19 protein-coding genes are annotated in these 17,819 nt (G+C 71.5%); 18 read left to right on the top strand and 1 reads right to left on the bottom strand.

What is annotated here, in order from left to right; translation table 11 throughout:
* Positions 1-219: 219 nt before the first annotated feature.
* The 5 genes from ACZ4VK_RS30830 to ftsH all read left to right on the top strand — a co-directional run bounded on the left by ACZ4VK_RS30830 (position 220) and on the right by ftsH (position 8,121).
* Positions 220-1,566 (top strand): ammonium transporter, encoded by a 1,347-nt coding sequence (locus tag ACZ4VK_RS30830; protein ID WP_468359221.1) that lies wholly within the window; start codon positions 220-222, stop codon positions 1,564-1,566.
* Entirely contained in the window at positions 1,563-1,901 is a 339-nt protein-coding gene (locus tag ACZ4VK_RS30835; RefSeq protein WP_015036464.1) for a P-II family nitrogen regulator, read from the top strand. Before ACZ4VK_RS30830 ends, ACZ4VK_RS30835 begins: the two co-directional genes overlap by 4 nt.
* Before the next feature lie 20 nt (positions 1,902-1,921).
* Positions 1,922-4,390 carry a [protein-PII] uridylyltransferase gene (locus ACZ4VK_RS30840; RefSeq protein WP_468359226.1) on the top strand — a complete coding sequence of 823 codons (2,469 nt, stop codon included), beginning with the start codon at positions 1,922-1,924 and terminating at the stop codon, positions 4,388-4,390.
* 119 nt (positions 4,391-4,509) lie between these two features.
* A complete protein-coding gene (ffh, locus tag ACZ4VK_RS30845; RefSeq protein ID WP_468359229.1) occupies positions 4,510-6,063 on the top strand; it encodes a signal recognition particle protein in 1,554 nt (517 codons plus the stop codon).
* Positions 6,064-6,201: 138 nt separating this feature from the next.
* Positions 6,202-8,121, top strand: coding sequence for an ATP-dependent zinc metalloprotease FtsH (ftsH, locus tag ACZ4VK_RS30850; protein ID WP_468359232.1), 1,920 nt, complete (start codon positions 6,202-6,204; stop codon positions 8,119-8,121).
* Between the two features lie 94 nt (positions 8,122-8,215).
* Here the strand turns inward: ftsH and ACZ4VK_RS30855 are convergent, their stop codons facing one another.
* Positions 8,216-8,941, bottom strand: a complete 726-nt coding sequence (locus ACZ4VK_RS30855) for a class I SAM-dependent methyltransferase (RefSeq protein WP_468359235.1) — start codon at positions 8,939-8,941, stop codon at positions 8,216-8,218.
* Positions 8,942-9,341: 400 nt separating this feature from the next.
* Between ACZ4VK_RS30855 and ACZ4VK_RS30860 the strand changes: the two genes are divergently transcribed.
* From ACZ4VK_RS30860 to ACZ4VK_RS30920, 13 genes are all read left to right on the top strand, one after another.
* Positions 9,342-9,935, top strand: a complete 594-nt coding sequence (locus ACZ4VK_RS30860; RefSeq protein WP_030551033.1) for a hypothetical protein — start codon at positions 9,342-9,344, stop codon at positions 9,933-9,935.
* 155 nt (positions 9,936-10,090) lie between these two features.
* Positions 10,091-10,534 (top strand): 30S ribosomal protein S16, encoded by a 444-nt coding sequence (rpsP, locus tag ACZ4VK_RS30865; RefSeq protein WP_030206380.1) that lies wholly within the window; start codon positions 10,091-10,093, stop codon positions 10,532-10,534.
* Between the two features lie 2 nt (positions 10,535-10,536).
* Complete coding sequence (locus tag ACZ4VK_RS30870) at positions 10,537-10,776, top strand: RNA-binding protein (protein WP_030206382.1); 240 nt, start codon at positions 10,537-10,539, stop codon at positions 10,774-10,776.
* Between the two features lie 118 nt (positions 10,777-10,894).
* On the top strand, positions 10,895-11,452 hold the full coding sequence (gene rimM, locus ACZ4VK_RS30875) for a ribosome maturation factor RimM (protein ID WP_468359240.1): 558 nt from the start codon (positions 10,895-10,897) through the stop codon (positions 11,450-11,452).
* Positions 11,449-12,270, top strand: a complete 822-nt coding sequence (gene trmD, locus ACZ4VK_RS30880) for a tRNA (guanosine(37)-N1)-methyltransferase TrmD (protein WP_468359243.1) — start codon at positions 11,449-11,451, stop codon at positions 12,268-12,270. The genes rimM and trmD overlap by 4 nt, the downstream gene beginning before the upstream one ends.
* 129 nt (positions 12,271-12,399) lie before the next feature.
* Positions 12,400-12,750 (top strand): 50S ribosomal protein L19, encoded by a 351-nt coding sequence (gene rplS / locus ACZ4VK_RS30885; protein WP_015036473.1) that lies wholly within the window; start codon positions 12,400-12,402, stop codon positions 12,748-12,750.
* 69 nt (positions 12,751-12,819) lie between these two features.
* Positions 12,820-13,689 carry a signal peptidase I gene (lepB, locus tag ACZ4VK_RS30890; protein ID WP_468359247.1) on the top strand — a complete coding sequence of 290 codons (870 nt, stop codon included), beginning with the start codon at positions 12,820-12,822 and terminating at the stop codon, positions 13,687-13,689.
* Positions 13,682-14,680, top strand: a complete 999-nt coding sequence (gene lepB, locus ACZ4VK_RS30895; RefSeq protein WP_468359250.1) for a signal peptidase I — start codon at positions 13,682-13,684, stop codon at positions 14,678-14,680. The genes lepB (ACZ4VK_RS30890) and lepB (ACZ4VK_RS30895) overlap by 8 nt, the downstream gene beginning before the upstream one ends.
* Entirely contained in the window at positions 14,649-15,584 is a 936-nt protein-coding gene (gene lepB, locus ACZ4VK_RS30900; protein WP_468359524.1) for a signal peptidase I, read from the top strand. Before lepB (ACZ4VK_RS30895) ends, lepB (ACZ4VK_RS30900) begins: the two co-directional genes overlap by 32 nt.
* 74 nt (positions 15,585-15,658) lie before the next feature.
* On the top strand, positions 15,659-16,426 hold the full coding sequence (lepB, locus tag ACZ4VK_RS30905) for a signal peptidase I (protein WP_468359253.1): 768 nt from the start codon (positions 15,659-15,661) through the stop codon (positions 16,424-16,426).
* The gene (locus ACZ4VK_RS30910) at positions 16,423-16,956 is read left to right on the top strand and encodes an NUDIX hydrolase (RefSeq protein WP_468359256.1); all 534 of its coding nucleotides are present in this window, start codon (positions 16,423-16,425) and stop codon (positions 16,954-16,956) included. Before lepB (ACZ4VK_RS30905) ends, ACZ4VK_RS30910 begins: the two co-directional genes overlap by 4 nt.
* 55 nt (positions 16,957-17,011) lie before the next feature.
* On the top strand, positions 17,012-17,320 hold the full coding sequence (locus ACZ4VK_RS30915; RefSeq protein ID WP_005311352.1) for a DUF2469 domain-containing protein: 309 nt from the start codon (positions 17,012-17,014) through the stop codon (positions 17,318-17,320).
* A gap of 132 nt (positions 17,321-17,452) precedes the next feature.
* Positions 17,453-17,818, top strand: coding sequence for a YraN family protein (locus tag ACZ4VK_RS30920; RefSeq protein WP_468359258.1), 366 nt, complete (start codon positions 17,453-17,455; stop codon positions 17,816-17,818).
* Position 17,819 lies beyond the last annotated feature (1 nt).

Below are 17,819 nucleotides of genomic sequence, written 5' to 3' on the forward strand. Positions count from 1 at the left end.
GTCTGTCGTCGCCGGGAGAGTACGCCCGTCACCTCTCCGTGATCCCGGCGTTCACGGCCGTGTAACACGCCCCACCCCTTCGTCACCGCTCCGAAACATCGAGCGGCATCGGCGGAAACCGCGCTGCGCGAATCTCTGGCCCATAACCGGCCACCCTCACGGCCGGCCGCTCTCTCCGGCCCCGCCCCGCACGGCCGTACCGACGACGAGGAGACGCCGATGGCACCAGCCATCATGACCCTGGCAGCAGACGCCCCCGAGCTGTCCGCCGCCAACACCGGGTTCATGCTCATCTGCTCCGCCCTGGTCATGCTGATGACCCCGGCCCTCGCCTTCTTCTACGGAGGCATGGTCCGCGTCAAGTCCACCCTCAACATGCTGATGATGAGCTTCATCAGCCTGGGGATCGTCACGATCCTGTGGGTGCTCTTCGGCTTCAGCCTCGCCTTCGGCACCGACATCGGCTCGATCGTCGGCTGGTCCTCCGATTACGTCGGCCTCAGCGGCATCGGCGTCACCGAGCTGTGGGACGGCTACACCATCCCGGTGTACGTCTTCGCCGTCTTCCAGCTGATGTTCGCGATCCTCACCCCGGCCCTGATCAGCGGCGCCCTCGCGGACCGCGTCAAGTTCACCGCCTGGGCCCTCTTCATCACCCTCTGGGTCACCGTCGTCTACTTCCCCGTCGCCCACTGGGTCTGGGGCGCGGGCGGCTGGCTCTTCGAGATGGGCGTCATCGACTTCGCGGGCGGCACGGCCGTCCACATCAACGCCGGCGCCGCCGCCCTCGGCGTGATCCTGGTCATCGGCAAGCGCGTCGGCTTCAAGAAGGACCCGATGCGCCCGCACAGCCTCCCCCTGGTCATGCTCGGCGCCGGTCTCCTCTGGTTCGGCTGGTTCGGCTTCAACGCCGGCTCCTGGCTCGGCAACGACGACGGCGTGGGCGCCGTGATGTTCGTCAACACCCAGGTCGCCACCGCCGCCGCCATGCTCGCCTGGCTCGCGTACGAGAAGATCCGCCACGGCGCCTTCACCACCCTCGGCGCCGCCTCCGGCGCGGTCGCCGGCCTCGTCGCCATCACCCCGGCCGGCGGCGCCGTCAGCCCGCTCGGCGCGATCGCCGTCGGTGCCATCGCCGGCCTCGTCTGCGCCATGGCCGTCGGCCTCAAGTACAAGTTCGGCTACGACGACTCCCTCGACGTCATCGGCGTCCACCTCGTCGGCGGTGTCATCGGCTCCCTCCTCGTCGGCCTCTTCGCCACCGGCGGCGTCCAGTCCGACGTCAAGGGCCTCTTCTACGGCGGCGGCCTCGACCAGCTCGGCAAGCAGGCCATCGGTGTCTTCGCGGTCCTCGCCTACTCTCTGATCGCCTCCGCGATCCTCGCCCTGATCATCGACAAGACGATGGGGATGCGGGTCAGCGAGGACGACGAGGTCTCCGGCATCGACCAGGTCGAGCACGCCGAGACCGCGTACGACTTCAGCGGAGCCGGCGGCGGCGCGTCCTCGCGCTCCACCGCCGCCCCCGCCCCGGCCGTCACGGAGAACAAGAAGGTGGACGCATGAAGCTCATCACCGCGGTCGTGAAGCCGCACAGGCTCGACGAGATCAAGGAGGCCCTCCAGGCGTTCGGCGTCCACGGCCTCACCGTCACCGAGGCCAGCGGCTACGGCCGCCAGCGCGGCCACACCGAGGTCTACCGGGGCGCCGAGTACACCGTCGACCTGGTCCCCAAGATCCGCATCGAGGTCCTCGTCGAGGACGAGGACGCCGAACAGCTCATCGACGTCGTCGTCAAGGCCGCCCGAACCGGCAAGATCGGAGACGGCAAGGTGTGGAGCGTGCCGGTCGAGACCGCCGTACGGGTCCGCACCGGCGAGCGCGGTCCGGACGCACTGTAAGCACACGAAGGAGCCGCCGGGTGACGAGCCTCGAAGTCAGCGAAGAGACCGAAGATTCGGGACCCGGCGGTTACGCGGCGGCCCGGCTGCTCCTCCTCCACGAGAAGGAGCGGTCCGGGCCGCCGCGCCGTACCGCCCTCGCCCGGCTCACCGACGACTGGCTGGCCGGACTCTTCACGGCCGCCGCACCGCCCCGGGGCGTCGCCCTCGTCGCCGTCGGCGGCTACGGCCGCGCGGAACTCTCCCCCCGCAGCGACCTCGACCTCCTCCTGCTCCACGACGGCAGCGCCGACAAGGCCGCCGTCGCCGCCCTCGCCGACCGGATCTGGTACCCCGTCTGGGACCTCGGGCTCGCCCTCGACCACTCCGTCCGCACCCCCGCCGAAGCCCGCGCCACCGCCCGCGAGGACCTCAAGGTCCACCTCGGCCTCCTCGACGCCCGCCCCCTCGCCGGGGACCACGGACTCGTCGCCGCCCTGCGCACCACCGTCCTCGCCGACTGGCGCAACCAGGCCCCCCAGCGCCTCCCCGAACTCGACGAACTCTGCAGGGAACGCGCCGAACGCATGGGCGAACTGCAGTACCTCCTCGAACCCGACCTCAAGGAGGCCAGAGGCGGACTCCGCGACGCCCAGGTCCTCCGCGCCGTCGCCGCCTCCTGGCTCGCCGACGCCCCCCGCGAAGGCCTCGCCGACGCCCGCCGACGCCTCCTCGACGCCCGCGACGCCCTCCACCTCACCACCGGCCGCGCCACCGACCGGCTCGCCCTCCAGGAACAGGACGCCGTCGCCGCCGAACTCGGCCTCCTCGACGCCGACACCCTGCTCCGCGAGGTGTACGAGGCCGCCCGGACCATCTCGTACGCCACCGACGTCACCTGGCGCGAGGTCAACCGCGTCCTCAAGGCCCGCTCCGCCCGGCCCCGACTGCGGGCCCTCCTCACCGGCCGCGCCGGAAGCGGCCGCGCGGGCGCCGGGAAGCCACCCGTCGAACGCACTCCGCTCGCCGAAGGCGTCGTCGAGATGGACGGCGAGGTCGTCCTCGCCCGCACCGCGCGCCCCGAACGCGACCCCGTCCTGCCCCTGCGGGCCGCCGCGGCGGCCGCCCAGTCCGCCCTGCCGATCTCCCTGCACGCCGTACGCCGCCTCGCCGCCACCACGAAGCCGCTGCCCGTGCCGTGGCCCGCCGAGGCCCGCGAGGAGCTCGTCACCCTGCTCGGCGCGGGAGAGGCCACCATCCCCGTCTGGGAGGCCCTGGAGGCCGAAGGGCTGATCACCCAGCTGCTCCCCGACTGGGAACGCGTCCGCTGCCGGCCCCAGCGCAACCCCGTCCACACCTGGACCGTCGACCGCCACCTCGTCGAGACCGCCGTACGGGCCTCCTCCCTCACCCGCCGCGTCGGCCGCCCCGACCTCCTCCTCGTCGCCGCCCTCCTCCACGACATCGGCAAGGGCTGGCCCGGCGACCACTCCGTCGCCGGCGAGACCATCGCCCGCGACCTCGCCACCCGCATCGGCTTCGACCGCGCCGACGTCGCCACCGTCGCCACCGCCGTCCGCCACCATCTGCTCCTCGTCGAGACCGCCACCCGGCGCGACCTCGACGACCCCGCCACCGTCCGCTCCGTCGCCACCGCCGTCGGCACCGTCGGCACCCTCGAACTCCTGCACGCCCTCACCGAGGCCGACGCCCTCGCCACCGGGCCCGCCGCCTGGTCCTCCTGGCGCGCCTCCCTCGTCGCCGACCTGGTCAAACGGGTCGCGGGCGTCCTCGCGGGCGAGACCCCGCCCGACCCCGAGGCCGCCGCACCCAGCGCCGAACAGGAACGCCTCGCCATCGAGGCCCTGCGCACCGGCGAACCCGTCCTCGCCCTCCACACCGAACCGGTCGCGGCGGAACCCGAGGAACCCGAACCCGTCGGCGTCGAACTCCTCATCGCCCTGCCCGACCAGCCCGGCGTCCTCCCCGCCGTCGCCGGAGTCCTCGCCCTCCACCGGCTCACCGTCCGCGCCGCCGACCTCCGCGCCGTCGACCTCCCCACCGGACTCGGCACCGGAACGGGACCCGTCCTCGTCCTCGACTGGCGGGTCGCCGCCGAGTACGGCTCCCTCCCCGAGGCCGCCCGGCTCCGCGCCGACCTCGTCCGCGCCCTCGACGGCTCCCTCGACATCCCCGCCCGCCTCGCCGAACGCGAGGCCGCCTACCCGCGCCGCCGCGGCCTCACCGCCCCGCCGCCCCGCGTCACCGTCGCCGCCGCCGACTCCCGCCTCGCCACCGTCATCGAGGTCCGCGCCCAGGACGCCCCCGGCCTCCTCCACCGCATCGGTCGCGCCCTTGAGGGCGCCGAGGTCCGCGTCCGCAGCGCCCATGTCTCCACACTCGGCGCCAACGCGGTCGACACCCTGTACGTGACCCGCCCGGACGGCGCCCTCCTTCCGGACGAGGAGGCGATCGACCTGGCCCGGACCCTGGAGTCGGCGCTCCGCTGACCCCCGTACCGACCCGTCCCCGCCCACCGGATCCGGCGGGCGGGGGCACACACTTCGAGCGGCCCGATACCCTGGAGGGCAGTCCGACCGCCCCCGACACCTGAGGATCCGCGACCGCCGTGTTCGATACCCTCTCCGACCGCCTTGCAGCGACCTTCAAGAACCTCCGCGGCAAGGGCCGTCTGTCCGAGGCGGACATCGACGCCACCGCGCGCGAGATCCGTATCGCCCTGCTCGAAGCGGATGTCGCCCTGCCGGTCGTCCGGTCCTTCATCAAGCAGGTCAAGGAGCGCGCCACCGGCGTCGAGGTCTCCCAGGCCCTCAACCCCGCCCAGCAGGTCATCAAGATCGTCAACGAGGAGCTCGTCTCCATCCTCGGTGGCGAGACCCGGCGCCTGCGGTTCGCCAAGACCGCGCCCACCGTGATCATGCTGGCCGGTCTCCAGGGTGCAGGTAAGACCACCCTCGCCGGAAAGCTCGGTCTCTGGCTCAAGGGCCAGGGCCACTCCCCGCTGCTCGTCGCCTGCGACCTCCAGCGCCCCAACGCCGTCACGCAGCTCGGTGTCGTCGCCGACCGCGCCGGTGTGGCCTTCTACGGCCCCCAGCCGGGCAACGGCGTCGGTGACCCGGTCCAGGTCGCGAAGGACTCGATCGAGTACGCGCGGACCAAGATGTTCGACGTCGTCATCGTCGACACCGCCGGCCGCCTCGGCATCGACCAGGAGCTGATGCAGCAGGCCGCGGACATCCGCGACGCGGTCAGCCCCGACGAGGTCCTCTTCGTCGTCGACGCCATGATCGGTCAGGACGCGGTCAACACCGCCGAGGCCTTCCGCGACGGCGTCGGCTTCGACGGCGTCGTGCTCTCCAAGCTCGACGGCGACGCCCGCGGTGGCGCCGCGCTCTCCATCGCGCACGTCACCGGCAAGCAGATCATGTTCGCCTCCAACGGCGAGAAGCTGGACGAGTTCGACGCGTTCCACCCGGACCGCATGGCGTCCCGCATCCTCGGCATGGGCGACATGCTCTCCCTCATCGAGAAGGCCCAGCAGACCTTCGACGAGGAAGAGGCCGCCAAGATGGCCTCCAAGCTCGCGTCGAAGAAGGGCCAGGAGTTCACGCTCGACGACTTCCTGGCGCAGATGGAGCAGGTCCGCAAGATGGGCTCCATCTCGAAGCTGCTCGGGATGCTTCCCGGCATGGGCCAGATGAAGGAGCAGATCGCCAACATCGACGAGCGGGACGTCGACCGTACGGCCGCCATCATCAAGTCGATGACCCCGGGCGAGCGCCACGACCCGACCATCATCAACGGCTCGCGCCGCGCCCGTATCGCCAAGGGCTCCGGCGTCGAGGTCAGCGCGGTCAAGGGCCTGGTCGAGCGGTTCTTCGAGGCCCGCAAGATGATGTCCCGCATGGCCCAGGGCGGCGGCCTCCCCGGCATGCCGGGCATGCCCGGCATGGGCGGCGGCCCCGGTCGGCAGAAGAAGCAGATCAAGCAGGCCAAGGGCAAGCGCAAGAGCGGCAACCCGATGAAGCGGAAGGCCGAGGAGCAGGCCGCGGCCGAGCGCCGCGAGCAGGCGCAGGCGGGCGGCGCCTTCGGCCTCCCGGCGGCCGGCCAGACCCCCAAGGACTTCGAGCTGCCGGACGAGTTCAAGAAGTTCATGAGCTGACCTCGGTCACCTCGTGAGAACGGGCCCGGAGCGGTACGAAACCGCCCCGGGCCCCTTCTCACCCCTCCGGGCCGCCCGCGATGCCGGGTTCCTCCCGCTCTTCGATACTGGGGCCACTGCCGCCCCGAGGAGAGCCACGTGGCCAACCCCGTACCCCCGCGCGACCGGACCGACCAGCCCTGGCGCTCGGAAGGGGCTCCGCCGCCCCCGGCGCCGAAGCGGAGGATGCCGGGCGGCTGGGGCAGCCTCGTCCTCGCCGCGCTCGCCGTGTACCTGATCACCAACATCGTCCTGTCGTTCTTCAACGAGGGCGACGGGCCGACCGTCTCGTACACCGAGTTCAGCAAGCAGGTCGCCGCCGGGAACGTCACCAAGATCTACTCCAAGGGTGACGCGATCCAGGGACAGCTGAAGGAGAAGCGGCCCGTCCCCGACGGCAAGGGCGACTACAGCACGTTCCAGACCCAGCGCCCCGCCTTCGCCGACGACGACCTGTGGGCGCAGCTGACCCAGCAGAACGTCACCGTCACGGCCGAGCCGGTCGTGCGGGAACGCAGCTTCCTCGCCAACCTCCTCATCTCGCTCGCGCCGATGCTGCTGCTCGTCCTCCTGTGGGTGTTCATCGCCCGCCGCATGAGCGCGGGCATGGGCGGTGCCGGCGGCATGCTCGGCCGCAAGACCCCGCCCAAACCCGTGGAGCTGGAGGGCGAACAGCGCACCACCTTCGCCGACGTCGCCGGCATCGACGAGGTCGAGGGCGAGCTCAACGACGTCGTCGACTTCCTCAAGAACCCGGGGGCCTACCGCGCGATGGGCGCCAAGATGCCCCGCGGTGTGCTCCTCGCCGGTCCGCCCGGCACCGGAAAGACCCTGCTCGCCCGCGCCGTCGCGGGCGAGGCCGGGGTGCCGTTCTTCTCCGCCTCCGCGTCCGAGTTCATCGAGATGATCGTGGGCGTCGGCGCCTCCCGGGTCCGGGAGCTGTTCGCCGAGGCCCGCAAGGTCGCCCCGGCGATCATCTTCATCGACGAGATCGACACCATCGGCCGCGCCAGGGGCGGCGGCTCCGGCATGGGCGGGCACGACGAGCGCGAGCAGACCCTCAACCAGATCCTCACCGAGATGGACGGCTTCACCGGCTCCGAGGGGGTCATCGTCCTCGCCGCCACCAACCGCGCCGACGTCCTCGACCCCGCCCTCACCCGGCCCGGCCGCTTCGACCGGATCGTGCACGTCAACCCGCCGGACCGGGGCGGCCGCGAGGCCATCCTGAGGATCCACACCCGGGAGATCCCGCTCGCCAAGGACGTCGACCTGGAGCACGTGGCCCGGACGACCCCCGGGATGACCGGTGCCGAACTCGCCAACCTCGCCAACGAGGCCGCCCTCCTCGCGGTCAAGCGCGACCAGAGGGCCGTCACGCGGTCGGACCTGTCCGACGCCCTGGAGAAGGTCCAGCTCGGCGCGGAACGGCCGCTCGTGATGCCCGCCGACGAGCGGCGCAGGACCGCGTACCACGAGAGCGGACACGCCCTCCTCGGCATGCTGCAGCCCGGCGCCGACCCGGTCCGCAAGATCACCATCGTCCCCCGTGGCCGGGCCCTCGGCGTCACGCTCTCCACCCCCGACTCCGACAAGTACGCCTTCACCGAGGACTACCTCCGGGGACGGATCATCGGAGCCCTCGGCGGCATGGCCGCCGAGGAGGTCGTGTTCGGCGTCGTCACCACCGGCGCCGAGAGCGACCTGGAACAGGTCACCAAGATCGCCCGGGGGATGGCGGGACGCTGGGGCATGAGCGAGCGCGTGGGCCGCCTCACGGCGATCCCCGGCGACGCCCAGCAGGCGTACGGCCTCGCGGCGGCCCCCGCGACCCTCGACACCGTCGACGCGGAGATGCGCCGCATCGTCGAGGAGTGCTACGAGAGCGCGGTACGCCAGCTCCGCGAGCACCGCGACCGGCTGGACGCCCTGGCCACGGCGCTCCTGGAGAACGAGACCCTGGAGGAGGCCGAGGCGTACCGGGCGGCGGGCATCCCGCGCGCGGTCCGGAAGGACTGAGGCCCCGGAGGCCGGCTGCGGCACCGGGCGAGCCGGCACCCGGCCGAGCCGGCGCCCGGCCGAGCCGGCGCCCGGGCGAGCCGGCGTCCGGGCTCTACGGCACCCGGGCGAGCACGTACCGGAAGACGTTCGGCATCCACACCGTCCCGTCCGCGCGCACGTACGGGGCGAGCGCCTCCTCGATCTCCTTCGCCACCTGCGAGGGATCCGACGCCCGGACCGCCTGGTCGAACGCTCCCGTCGACAGCAGACCGCGCACCGCGCTGCCCTCGTTCGCGTACCCGAAGGGGCAGGCCACCCGCCCCGAGCCGTCCGGGCGCAGGCCCGCCGCCGTCACGAGCCCGTCCAGATCCACGCGGATCCGGGGCCGGCGGTCGGCGAGCCGGGCCGCGACCCGCAGCACCGGTTCCGTGGCGCACCGCTCCGGCGGCCCCCACCCCGCGAGCACGACCGTGGCGCCGCGTTGCGCCGTACGGGTGAGTGCCACCAGCTGGGGGAGGAGCCCGTCGGTGGCGTGGAAGGCCGTGATCACGTCGTACGGACCGGCCTCCGGCGGCTCCTCGGTGACCGGGACGTCCTCCGGAAGACGCTCCCTGGCCAGCTCCACGCGCGCGTGGTCGTGGTCCGCGCCGGCCACCCGTGCGCCCCGCGCGGCCGCCATGAGCAGGGCGAGGCCGGAGCCGCAGCCCAGGCCGAGGACCCGTGAGCCGGCGCCCACGTCGAGGCGGTCGTACACCGCCTCGTAGAGCGGAACGAGCATGCGTTCCTGGATCTCGGCCCAGTCGCGCGCGGGGTGGTGCGGGACGAGCGTAGGTGTCATGGAAAAGTGCTCCGATCCGTGCTCGGACGTAAGCCCCCGTAGTCAGGGAACTGCGCATCCCGGGCCGCGTCCAGTGCTCGCGCCGCACCGATTCGTCCGGAAGCGTGAGGGACGGGAACCGGGGCAGGGGTGCGGCGCGACCGCGCGCGTGGACCCGGTAATGTCCGTGCAACGCTTCCCGGTTCGCTGAGGGAACGTTCTCCCGGGGCGCGCGAGCCCTCGCTACGCGCCGGGGCGTATGCGCCACTACGCACCAGCTTGACGCCCGCTGCGCGGCTTCTCCGCAGATCGGCGCACTGGCCCTCGTCAGGACGCATCAACGGCAACTGACGGGTACGTGCAAAATATTTGGGATGCCCCGGAATGGAACCCGGAGGCGATCCGGCTCGTTGTACCCGACGTGAGCACGACACCACCTGTTCTCGCCGCAGAGCTGGCACAGGCGTGGGCCGACATTCAGCGGCACCACCCCGAGCTGCCCGATCTTGCCGCGCCCGAGTCCCTGATCGGAGAGTCCTCGTCCGCCTGCGGGGCCGAACTCTCCTTCGAACGGCTGCTCCATGAGGCAGTCCACGGCATCGCCGCCGCCCGAGGTGTCCGCGACACCTCCCGCGCCGGCCGCTATCACAACCGCAGATTCCTCGCGATCGCCGAGGAGATGGGCCTCGACCACCCCGAGGAGCCACACGCGAGCAGCGGCTTCTCCCTGGTCACGCTCAACCCCGAGGCGAGGCGGCGCTACCGGCCCACCATCGAGCGGCTCCAGCGTGCCCTGAAGGCCCACACGGTCGCCACGGCGGCCGACACCAAGCGCTCCTTCCGCGGACCGGCCGCCCGGCACGGCTCCTCGGGCGGCGGCGTGCGCGTCAAGGCCGTCTGCGACTGCGGGCGGAACGTGCGCGTGGTGCCCTCGGTGCTCGCCCAGGCCCCGATCGTCTGCGGCGGCTGCGGCAAGCCGTTCCGCATCCCGGAGACGGTGGGCGCCGCAGGCTGAGGCCGCGGCGTGTGGCACAATGGCTAGCTGTACTCGACAGTCGCACAGGACCCCTCTCTCCTCCGGCTGACGCGTCCATCGGGCATCCGAGTACCGCAACCCCACGTGGCATCTCAAAGTGCCCAACCACGTCAAGACCAGGAGACACCACTCCAGTGGCAGTCAAGATCAAGCTCAAGCGCCTCGGTAAGATCCGCCAGCCCCACTACCGCATCGTCGTCGCCGACTCCCGCACCCGTCGGGACGGTCGCGCGATCGAGGAGATCGGCCTCTACCACCCGACGTACAACCCGTCGCGTATCGAGGTCGACTCCGAGCGTGCGCAGTACTGGCTGTCCGTCGGCGCCCAGCCGACCGAGCCGGTTCTCGCCATCCTGAAGCTCACGGGCGACTGGCAGAAGGCCAAGGGCCTCCCGGCCCCCGAGAAGGCCCTGCTCGTCCCCGCGACGAAGGAGGCGAAGCGCGCCTCGTTCGACGAGTTCGCGAAGACCCTCGAGTCCGGCGACGACAAGGGTGAGGCCATCACCCCGAAGGCCAAGAAGGCCGACAAGAAGGCTGACGAGGCCGAGGCCGCGTCGACCGAGTCGACCGAGGCCTGAGCATGCTCGAGGAGGCTCTCGAGCACCTCGTGAAGGGCATCGTCGACAACCCCGACGATGTGCAGGTCGCCTCGCGCAACCTGCGCCGTGGCCGCGTGCTGGAGGTCCGGGTCCACCCCGAAGACCTCGGCAAGGTGATCGGCCGCAACGGCCGCACCGCGCGTGCGCTGCGTACCGTCGTGGGCGCCATCGGCGGCCGTGGGATCCGTGTCGACCTCGTCGACGTGGACCAGGTCCGCTGAAGAAGTCGGCCACATCGGTTGAATGATGTGCCGGCACGGGCCGGGGAGGGCTTACGAGCCCACCCCGGCCCGTTGTCGTTTTCGTCGTACGAGCTGTGTGACAGGAGAGTGTGGAGCAGTGCAGTTGGTAGTCGCGCGGATCGGCCGCGCCCACGGCATCAAGGGCGAGGTCACCGTCGAGGTGCGCACGGACGAGCCCGAGCTGCGGCTCGGCCCCGGTGCCGTACTGCTCACCGACCCGGCCTCCGCCGGGCCGCTGACCATCGAGACCGGCAAGGTGCACAGCGGCAAGCTGTTGCTGCGCTTCGTGGGCGTCAACGACCGCAACGCCGCCGAGGCCCTGCGCAACACCCTCCTCATCGCCGAGGTCGACCCCACGGAGATGCCCGAGGAGGAGGACGAGTACTACGACCATCAGCTGATGGACCTCGACGTGGTCCTCGCCGACGGCACCGAGATCGGCCGGATCACCGAGATCTCCCACCTGCCGTCCCAGGACCTCTTCATCGTCGAGCGACCCGACGGCACCGAGCTGATGATCCCGTTCGTCGGGGAGATCGTCACCGAGATCGACCTGGAGGAGCAGCGGGCCGTCATCGACCCGCCGCCCGGCCTGATCGACGACCGCGCCGAGATCGTCTCCTCCCGGGACGACGAACCGGGTGACGACGCATGAGGCTCGACGTCGTCACGATCTTCCCCGAGTACCTCGAACCGCTGAACGTCTCGCTGGTCGGCAAGGCACGCGCGCGCGGGCAGCTGGACGTCCACGTCCACGACCTGCGCGACTGGACCCACGACCGGCACAACACCGTCGACGACACCCCGTACGGCGGCGGCCCCGGCATGGTCATGAAGACCGACCCCTGGGGCGAGGCGCTCGACGAGACGCTCGCCGACGGCTACGAGGGCGGCGCCCACGGCCCGGTCCTCGTCGTCCCCACCCCCAGCGGCCGCCCCTTCACCCAGGAGCTGGCCGTCGAGCTCTCCGAGCGCCCCTGGCTGATCTTCACGCCCGCCCGTTACGAGGGCATCGACCGCCGGGTGATGGACGAGTACGCGACCCGGATGCCGGTCTACGAGGTCTCCATCGGCGACTACGTCCTGGCCGGCGGAGAGGCCGCCGTCCTCGTCGTCACCGAGGCCGTCGCCCGGCTCCTGCCCGGTGTCCTCGGCAACGCCGAGTCCCACCGGGACGACTCCTTCGCCCCCGGGGCCATGGCCAACCTCCTGGAGGGCCCCGTCTACACCAAGCCCCCCGAGTGGCGCGGCCGGGGCATCCCCGACGTCCTGCTCAGCGGGCACCACGGCAAGATCGCCCGTTGGCGGCGCGACGAGGCCTTCCGGCGCACCGCCGCCCACCGGCCCGACCTCATCGAGCGCTGCGACCCCGCGGCCTTCGACAAGAAGGACCGCGAGATCCTCTCGATGATGGGGTGGGCACCGGAGCCCGGCGGCCGGTTTTGGCGCAAGCGCGAAGACGTGGAAGAATAGGCCGCTGTCGTCCGTCCGGCGCGCGCCCCTGCCACAGGGGGAACGACGTCGCCAGGAGCGGACGACGCTCCGAATCATCTTCGAACGTACCGCTGATGACCTGTGGCATCAGCGAGGAAAGAGACCTCCATGGCCTCCCTGCTCGACCAGGTCAACGCGGGTTCGCTCCGCTCCGACCTCCCCGCCTTCCGCCCCGGCGACACCGTGAACGTCCACGTGCGCGTCATCGAAGGCAACCGCTCGCGTATCCAGCAGTTCAAGGGTGTCGTCATCCGCCGCCAGGGCTCGGGCGTCAGCGAGACCTTCACGGTCCGCAAGGTCTCGTTCTCCGTCGGCGTCGAGCGCACCTTCCCGGTGAACAGCCCGATCTTCGAGAAGATCGAGCTCGTGACCCGCGGTGACGTCCGTCGCGCCAAGCTCTACTACCTGCGTGAGCTGCGCGGCAAGGCTGCCAAGATCAAGGAGAAGCGCGACCGCTGAGCTTCGGCTCCCGGCACGCTCGACGCTTCCGAGCCCTCGCACAGGCAGGCCGGATAGGCTCTGCCCCCGATGGACGACGAAGCACAGCACACGGAGCGCGACCCCTCTTCCGACACGGAGGACGGGTCGCGCTCCGCGCGCGTTTCCGAGGTCGGCGGGACCGCGCCGGACGCGAGCGCCCCTGACGCGACGGCGCCGGACCCGAGCGAGCCGGACCCGAGCGAGCCGGACCCGAGCGCGCACGTCGGGACCGCGCCCTCCTGGCGGCGGACGGCCTTCGTGGGCGGGGTCTGCGTGGCCTTCGTACTGCTCCTGAGCCATTTCGTGCTGCAGCCCTTCCTGATCCCGAGCGGCTCGATGGAGCCGACGCTCCAGGTCGGCGACCGGATCCTCGTGAACAAGCTGGCGTACCGTTTCGGCAGTGAGCCGGGCCGGGGTGACGTCGTCGTCTTCGACGGCACGGGATCCTTCGTACGCGAGCAGCCGCGGGGCAATCCGGTGACCGGAGTGCTCCACGACGGCGACGCGGCCGCCCTCGGGCTCGCGGAACCCGACGAGACCGACTTCGTGAAGCGGGTCGCCGGCGTCGGCGGCGACCGGGTGGTCTGCTGCGACAAGGACGGCCGGCTCACCGTCAACGGCGTCACCGTCGAAGAGCGGTACCTGATGCCCGGGGACCAGCCCTCCAGCGTGCCCTTCGACATCGTCGTCCCCCAGGACAGGCTCTGGGTCATGGGCGACCACCGCAGCCAGTCCAGCGACTCCCGGGACCACCTGGGCAGCCCCGGCGGTGGAATGGTCCCCGTCGACAAGGTCGTCGGACGCGCCGACTGGATCGCCTGGCCCTTCGGGCGCTGGTCCGGCGTTCCCGCCACGGACGCCTTCGACGCCGTACCGGCCGCGCCGGCCGGCGGACACGGGACGGGGGGCCATGGGTAGCCGAGGCCGGCCGCCGCGACGCGAATCGGGTCACCGCGCCGAGCAGGGAACCGGCCAGGGCGCCGCCCTGCCGGGACGGGCGGAGCGCCGCAGGCTCGCCCGCAAGGTCAAGCGCCGCCGACAGCGGTCCGCGATCCGTGAGATCCCGGTCCTCGTCACGGTGGCCGTCCTCATCGCGCTCGTCCTCAAGACCTTCCTGGTCCAGGCGTTCGTCATCCCGTCCGGTTCCATGGAACAGACGATCCGGATCTCCGACCGGGTCCTCGTCGACAAGCTCACCCCCTGGTTCGGCTCCCGCCCGCACCGCGGCGACGTCGTCGTCTTCAAGGACCCCGGCAACTGGCTCCAGCAGGAGGCCACGCCGCCCGCCGACGACCCGGTCGGCATCAAGCAGGCCAAGCAGGCCCTGACCTTCATCGGACTGCTGCCCTCCGCCGACGACCGGGACCTCATCAAGCGGGTCGTCGCCGTCGGCGGGGACACCGTCCGCTGCTGCGGCGAGGACGGGCGGATCACCGTCAACGGCGTACCGCTCGACGAGCCGTACCTGCACCCGGGGAACGAGCCGTCCACCATCCCCTTCGAGGTGAAGGTCCCGCAGGGCCGGATCTTCGTCCTCGGCGACCACCGCTCGGACTCGGCCGACTCCCGCTTCCACCTCGACGAGAAGGACCACGGCACCGTCGCGGAGGAGCAGGTCGTGGGACGTGCCGTGGTGATCGCCTGGCCCATCGGGCACTGGCGCGGCCTCGAGGAGCGGGACACCTTCGCCGCCGTACCGGACGCCCGTACGGGATCCGAGTCCGCGCTCGGTCTGTCGCATAGTGTGTCCCAGCGGAATCTCAACGGATTCACCGGGCTCCCGACCCCTGCGGAACTTCTGCTCGTTATGGGAGTGGTGGGCCTGTCCCTGACCCGGGGCAGGCGTTCGCACGGACTGAGGAGTGGATGTGGGGGATTTGGCCGTCGGCGCACGATCCGGACACGATGAGCCCGACAAAAGGGCCGGCGGGGCCTTCGGCGATGACAGCGTGGGTGACGACGTGACGGGTGACGAGCAGGCGCAGCCGCCGGGTGGCGGTGCGCCGGGCGGTGGCGACGACGACACGGCGGGCGGCTCCGGCAGGGGCCCCAAGAAGCAGCGTTCCTTCTGGAAGGAACTGCCTCTCCTCGTCGGAATCGCCCTGGTGCTCGCCCTGCTGATCAAGACCTTCCTGGTGCAGGCGTTCTCGATCCCCTCGGAATCGATGATGAACACCCTCCAGAAGGGCGACCGCGTCCTCGTCGACAAGCTGACCCCCTGGTTCGGCTCCGAGCCCGAGCGCGGCGAGGTCGTCGTCTTCCACGACCCGGGCGGCTGGCTCGAGGGCCAGAAGACGCCCACGCCCAACGTCGTGCAGAAGTTCCTCAGCTTCATCGGCCTCATGCCGTCCGCCGAGGAGAAGGACCTCATCAAGCGCGTCATCGCCGTCGGCGGGGACACCGTGTCCTGCAAGGAGGGCGGCAAGGTCGTCCTCAACGGCAAGACGCTGGACGAGACGGCCTACCTCTACCCCGGCTCCCTGCCCTGCCAGGACTCGTTCGGACCGGTCAAGGTCCCCGAGAACCGGATCTGGGTCATGGGCGACAACCGCCAGAACTCCCTGGACTCCCGCTTCCACCAGCAGCTCCCGGGCGGCGGAACGGTCTCCAACGACGAGGTCGTCGGCCGCGCCGTCGTGATCGCCTGGCCCGTCACCCGCTGGGCGACCCTCCCCGTCCCCGACGTCTTCGACCAGCCCGGCCTGAGCCAGGCCGTGACCGCCGCCCCGGTCGGCGCGGCCGGTCTCGCCGGAGCGCTCCCGCTGGTGCTGTGGCGCCGGAAGAAGCTCGCCGCGCGGCATACCGCCGCATAGTGACCCGCGGGTAGGGTGCCGTCCCGGACCGTCGAAAGACCCACGGTCCGCCGACAGACCTACGGGGTGCGCACATGAGCGGAAACATACGGACCCAGAGCGGCCACGGCCGCCTCGGCAGCACGCTGTCGGGGCTGGCCGTGGCCGTCGGCTGTGTGCTCTTCCTCGGCGGCTTCGTCTGGGGAGCCCTGCTCTACCAGCCGTACTCCGTCCCCACCGACTCCATGACCCCCACCCTCGACGTCGGGTCCAAGATCCTCGCTCAGCGCGTCGACGGCGACGAGGTCCGGCGCGGTGACGTCGTCGTCTTCACCGACCCGCTCTGGGGAAACGCGCCCATGGTCAAGCGGGTCGCCGCCGTCGGCGGCGACACCGTCGCCTGCTGCGACCGGGACGGCCGCCTCACCGTCGACGGCACGCCCGTCCACGAGCCCTACCTCCGGCCGGGACCCGGCGGCCGGACCGTCGCCTCCGGTCAGGAGTTCTCCGTCACCGTCCCGGAGGGCAACCTCTTCCTCCTCGGCGACGAGCGGCACACCTCGCTCGACTCCCGTACGCACATCGAGGAGGCCGGCCAGGGCTCCGTGCCCCGCGCCACCGTCGTCGCCAGGGTCGACGCGGTCGTCTGGCCCGCCAAGGGCCTCCTGGACCGCCCCACCGGCTTCGCGGGACTCCCCGGCGGCATCTCCGAACCCGGGCCCGTACGCCCCCTCCTCACCGCAGTCGTCGCCGGAGCCTTCCTGGTGTTCGCCGGAGCCGCGTACGGCCCGGTGGCACGCTTCTTCGCGAAGCGCCGCCCGGCGGGACCCCGGACCGGCGAGCGGGAGAAGGTGGGTACATGACGGATTCCTCCGCGCGGCCGACGGCGGACCCGGACCCGGCGCACATCCGGCGACGGGTCGCACGGGTCGTGCTCCTCGACCCCGACGACCGCGTCCTGCTCCTCCACGGATACGAGCCGGACGACCCGGCCGACTCCTGGTGGTTCACCCCCGGCGGCGGCCTCGAAGGCGGCGAGACCCGCGAGGAGGCGGCGCTGCGCGAGCTGGCCGAGGAGACCGGCATCACCGAGGTCGACCTCGGACCGGTGCTCTGGAAGCGGTACTGCTCCTTCCCCTTCGACGGGCGCCGCTGGGACCAGGACGAGTGGTACTACCTCGCCCGCACCCGCGGAACCGAGGCGGAGCCCCGCCCGCGGGCCCTCACCGACCTTGAGAACCGCAGCCTCGGCGGCCTGAGATGGTGGACCTCCGCGGAACTGTCGGCGGCGCGTGAGACGGTGTACCCGACCAGACTCGCCGAGCTGCTCCGCACGCTGCTCGACGAGGGACCTCCGAGTGCACCGTTGGTTCTCGCCCCGGAAATCGTTTAGGGGCGCGTTCGACTGGCGCACAATAGGGGGACGCACGGCTGAAGGGGAACATGCCATGAGCGCCGAGGACCTCGAGAAGTACGAGACCGAGATGGAGCTGAAGCTCTACCGGGAGTACCGCGATGTCGTCGGGCTGTTCAAATACGTGATCGAGACCGAGCGACGCTTCTACCTCACCAATGACTACGAGATGCAGGTGCACTCGGTGCAGGGTGAGGTCTTCTTCGAGGTCAGCATGGCTGACGCCTGGGTCTGGGACATGTACAGGCCGGCCAGGTTCGTCAAGCAGGTGCGGGTCCTCACCTTCAAGGACGTGAACATCGAGGAGCTCAACAAGAGCGACCTCGAACTTCCCGGAAGCTGACACCGGGAGAACTCTGTGGAGAACGGCCTCACCCTCAGGGGTGAGGCCGTTCTCCACAGGAGCCCCCGCCGTCCACAGGGCCGCACGCGATCCACCCCGCTCCGTCACAGTCGGTGACGGAGGTGGTACCGCATGAACAAGACCCAAGCACTCGGACGGTACGGCGAAGAGCTCGCCGCCCGCCGGCTCACCGCGACCGGCATGCAGATCCTCGCCCGCAACTGGCGCTGCGGCCGCACCGGCGAGATCGACATCGTCGCCCGCGACGGCGACACCCTCGTCGTCTGCGAGGTCAAGACCCGACGGCTCGGCTCCTACGAGCACCCCATGGCCGCCGTCACCCCCGGCAAGGCCGACCGGCTCCGCCGCCTCGCGGCCTGCTGGCTCGACCGCAACGGCAACCCGGCGCCGCTCGGCGGCGTCCGCATCGACCTCGTCGGCATCGTCCTGCCCCGCCGCGGCGCCCCCGTCCTCACCCACGCCCAGGGGGTGGCCTGAG

The organism is Streptomyces sp. NPDC028711 (genome assembly GCF_055565415.1).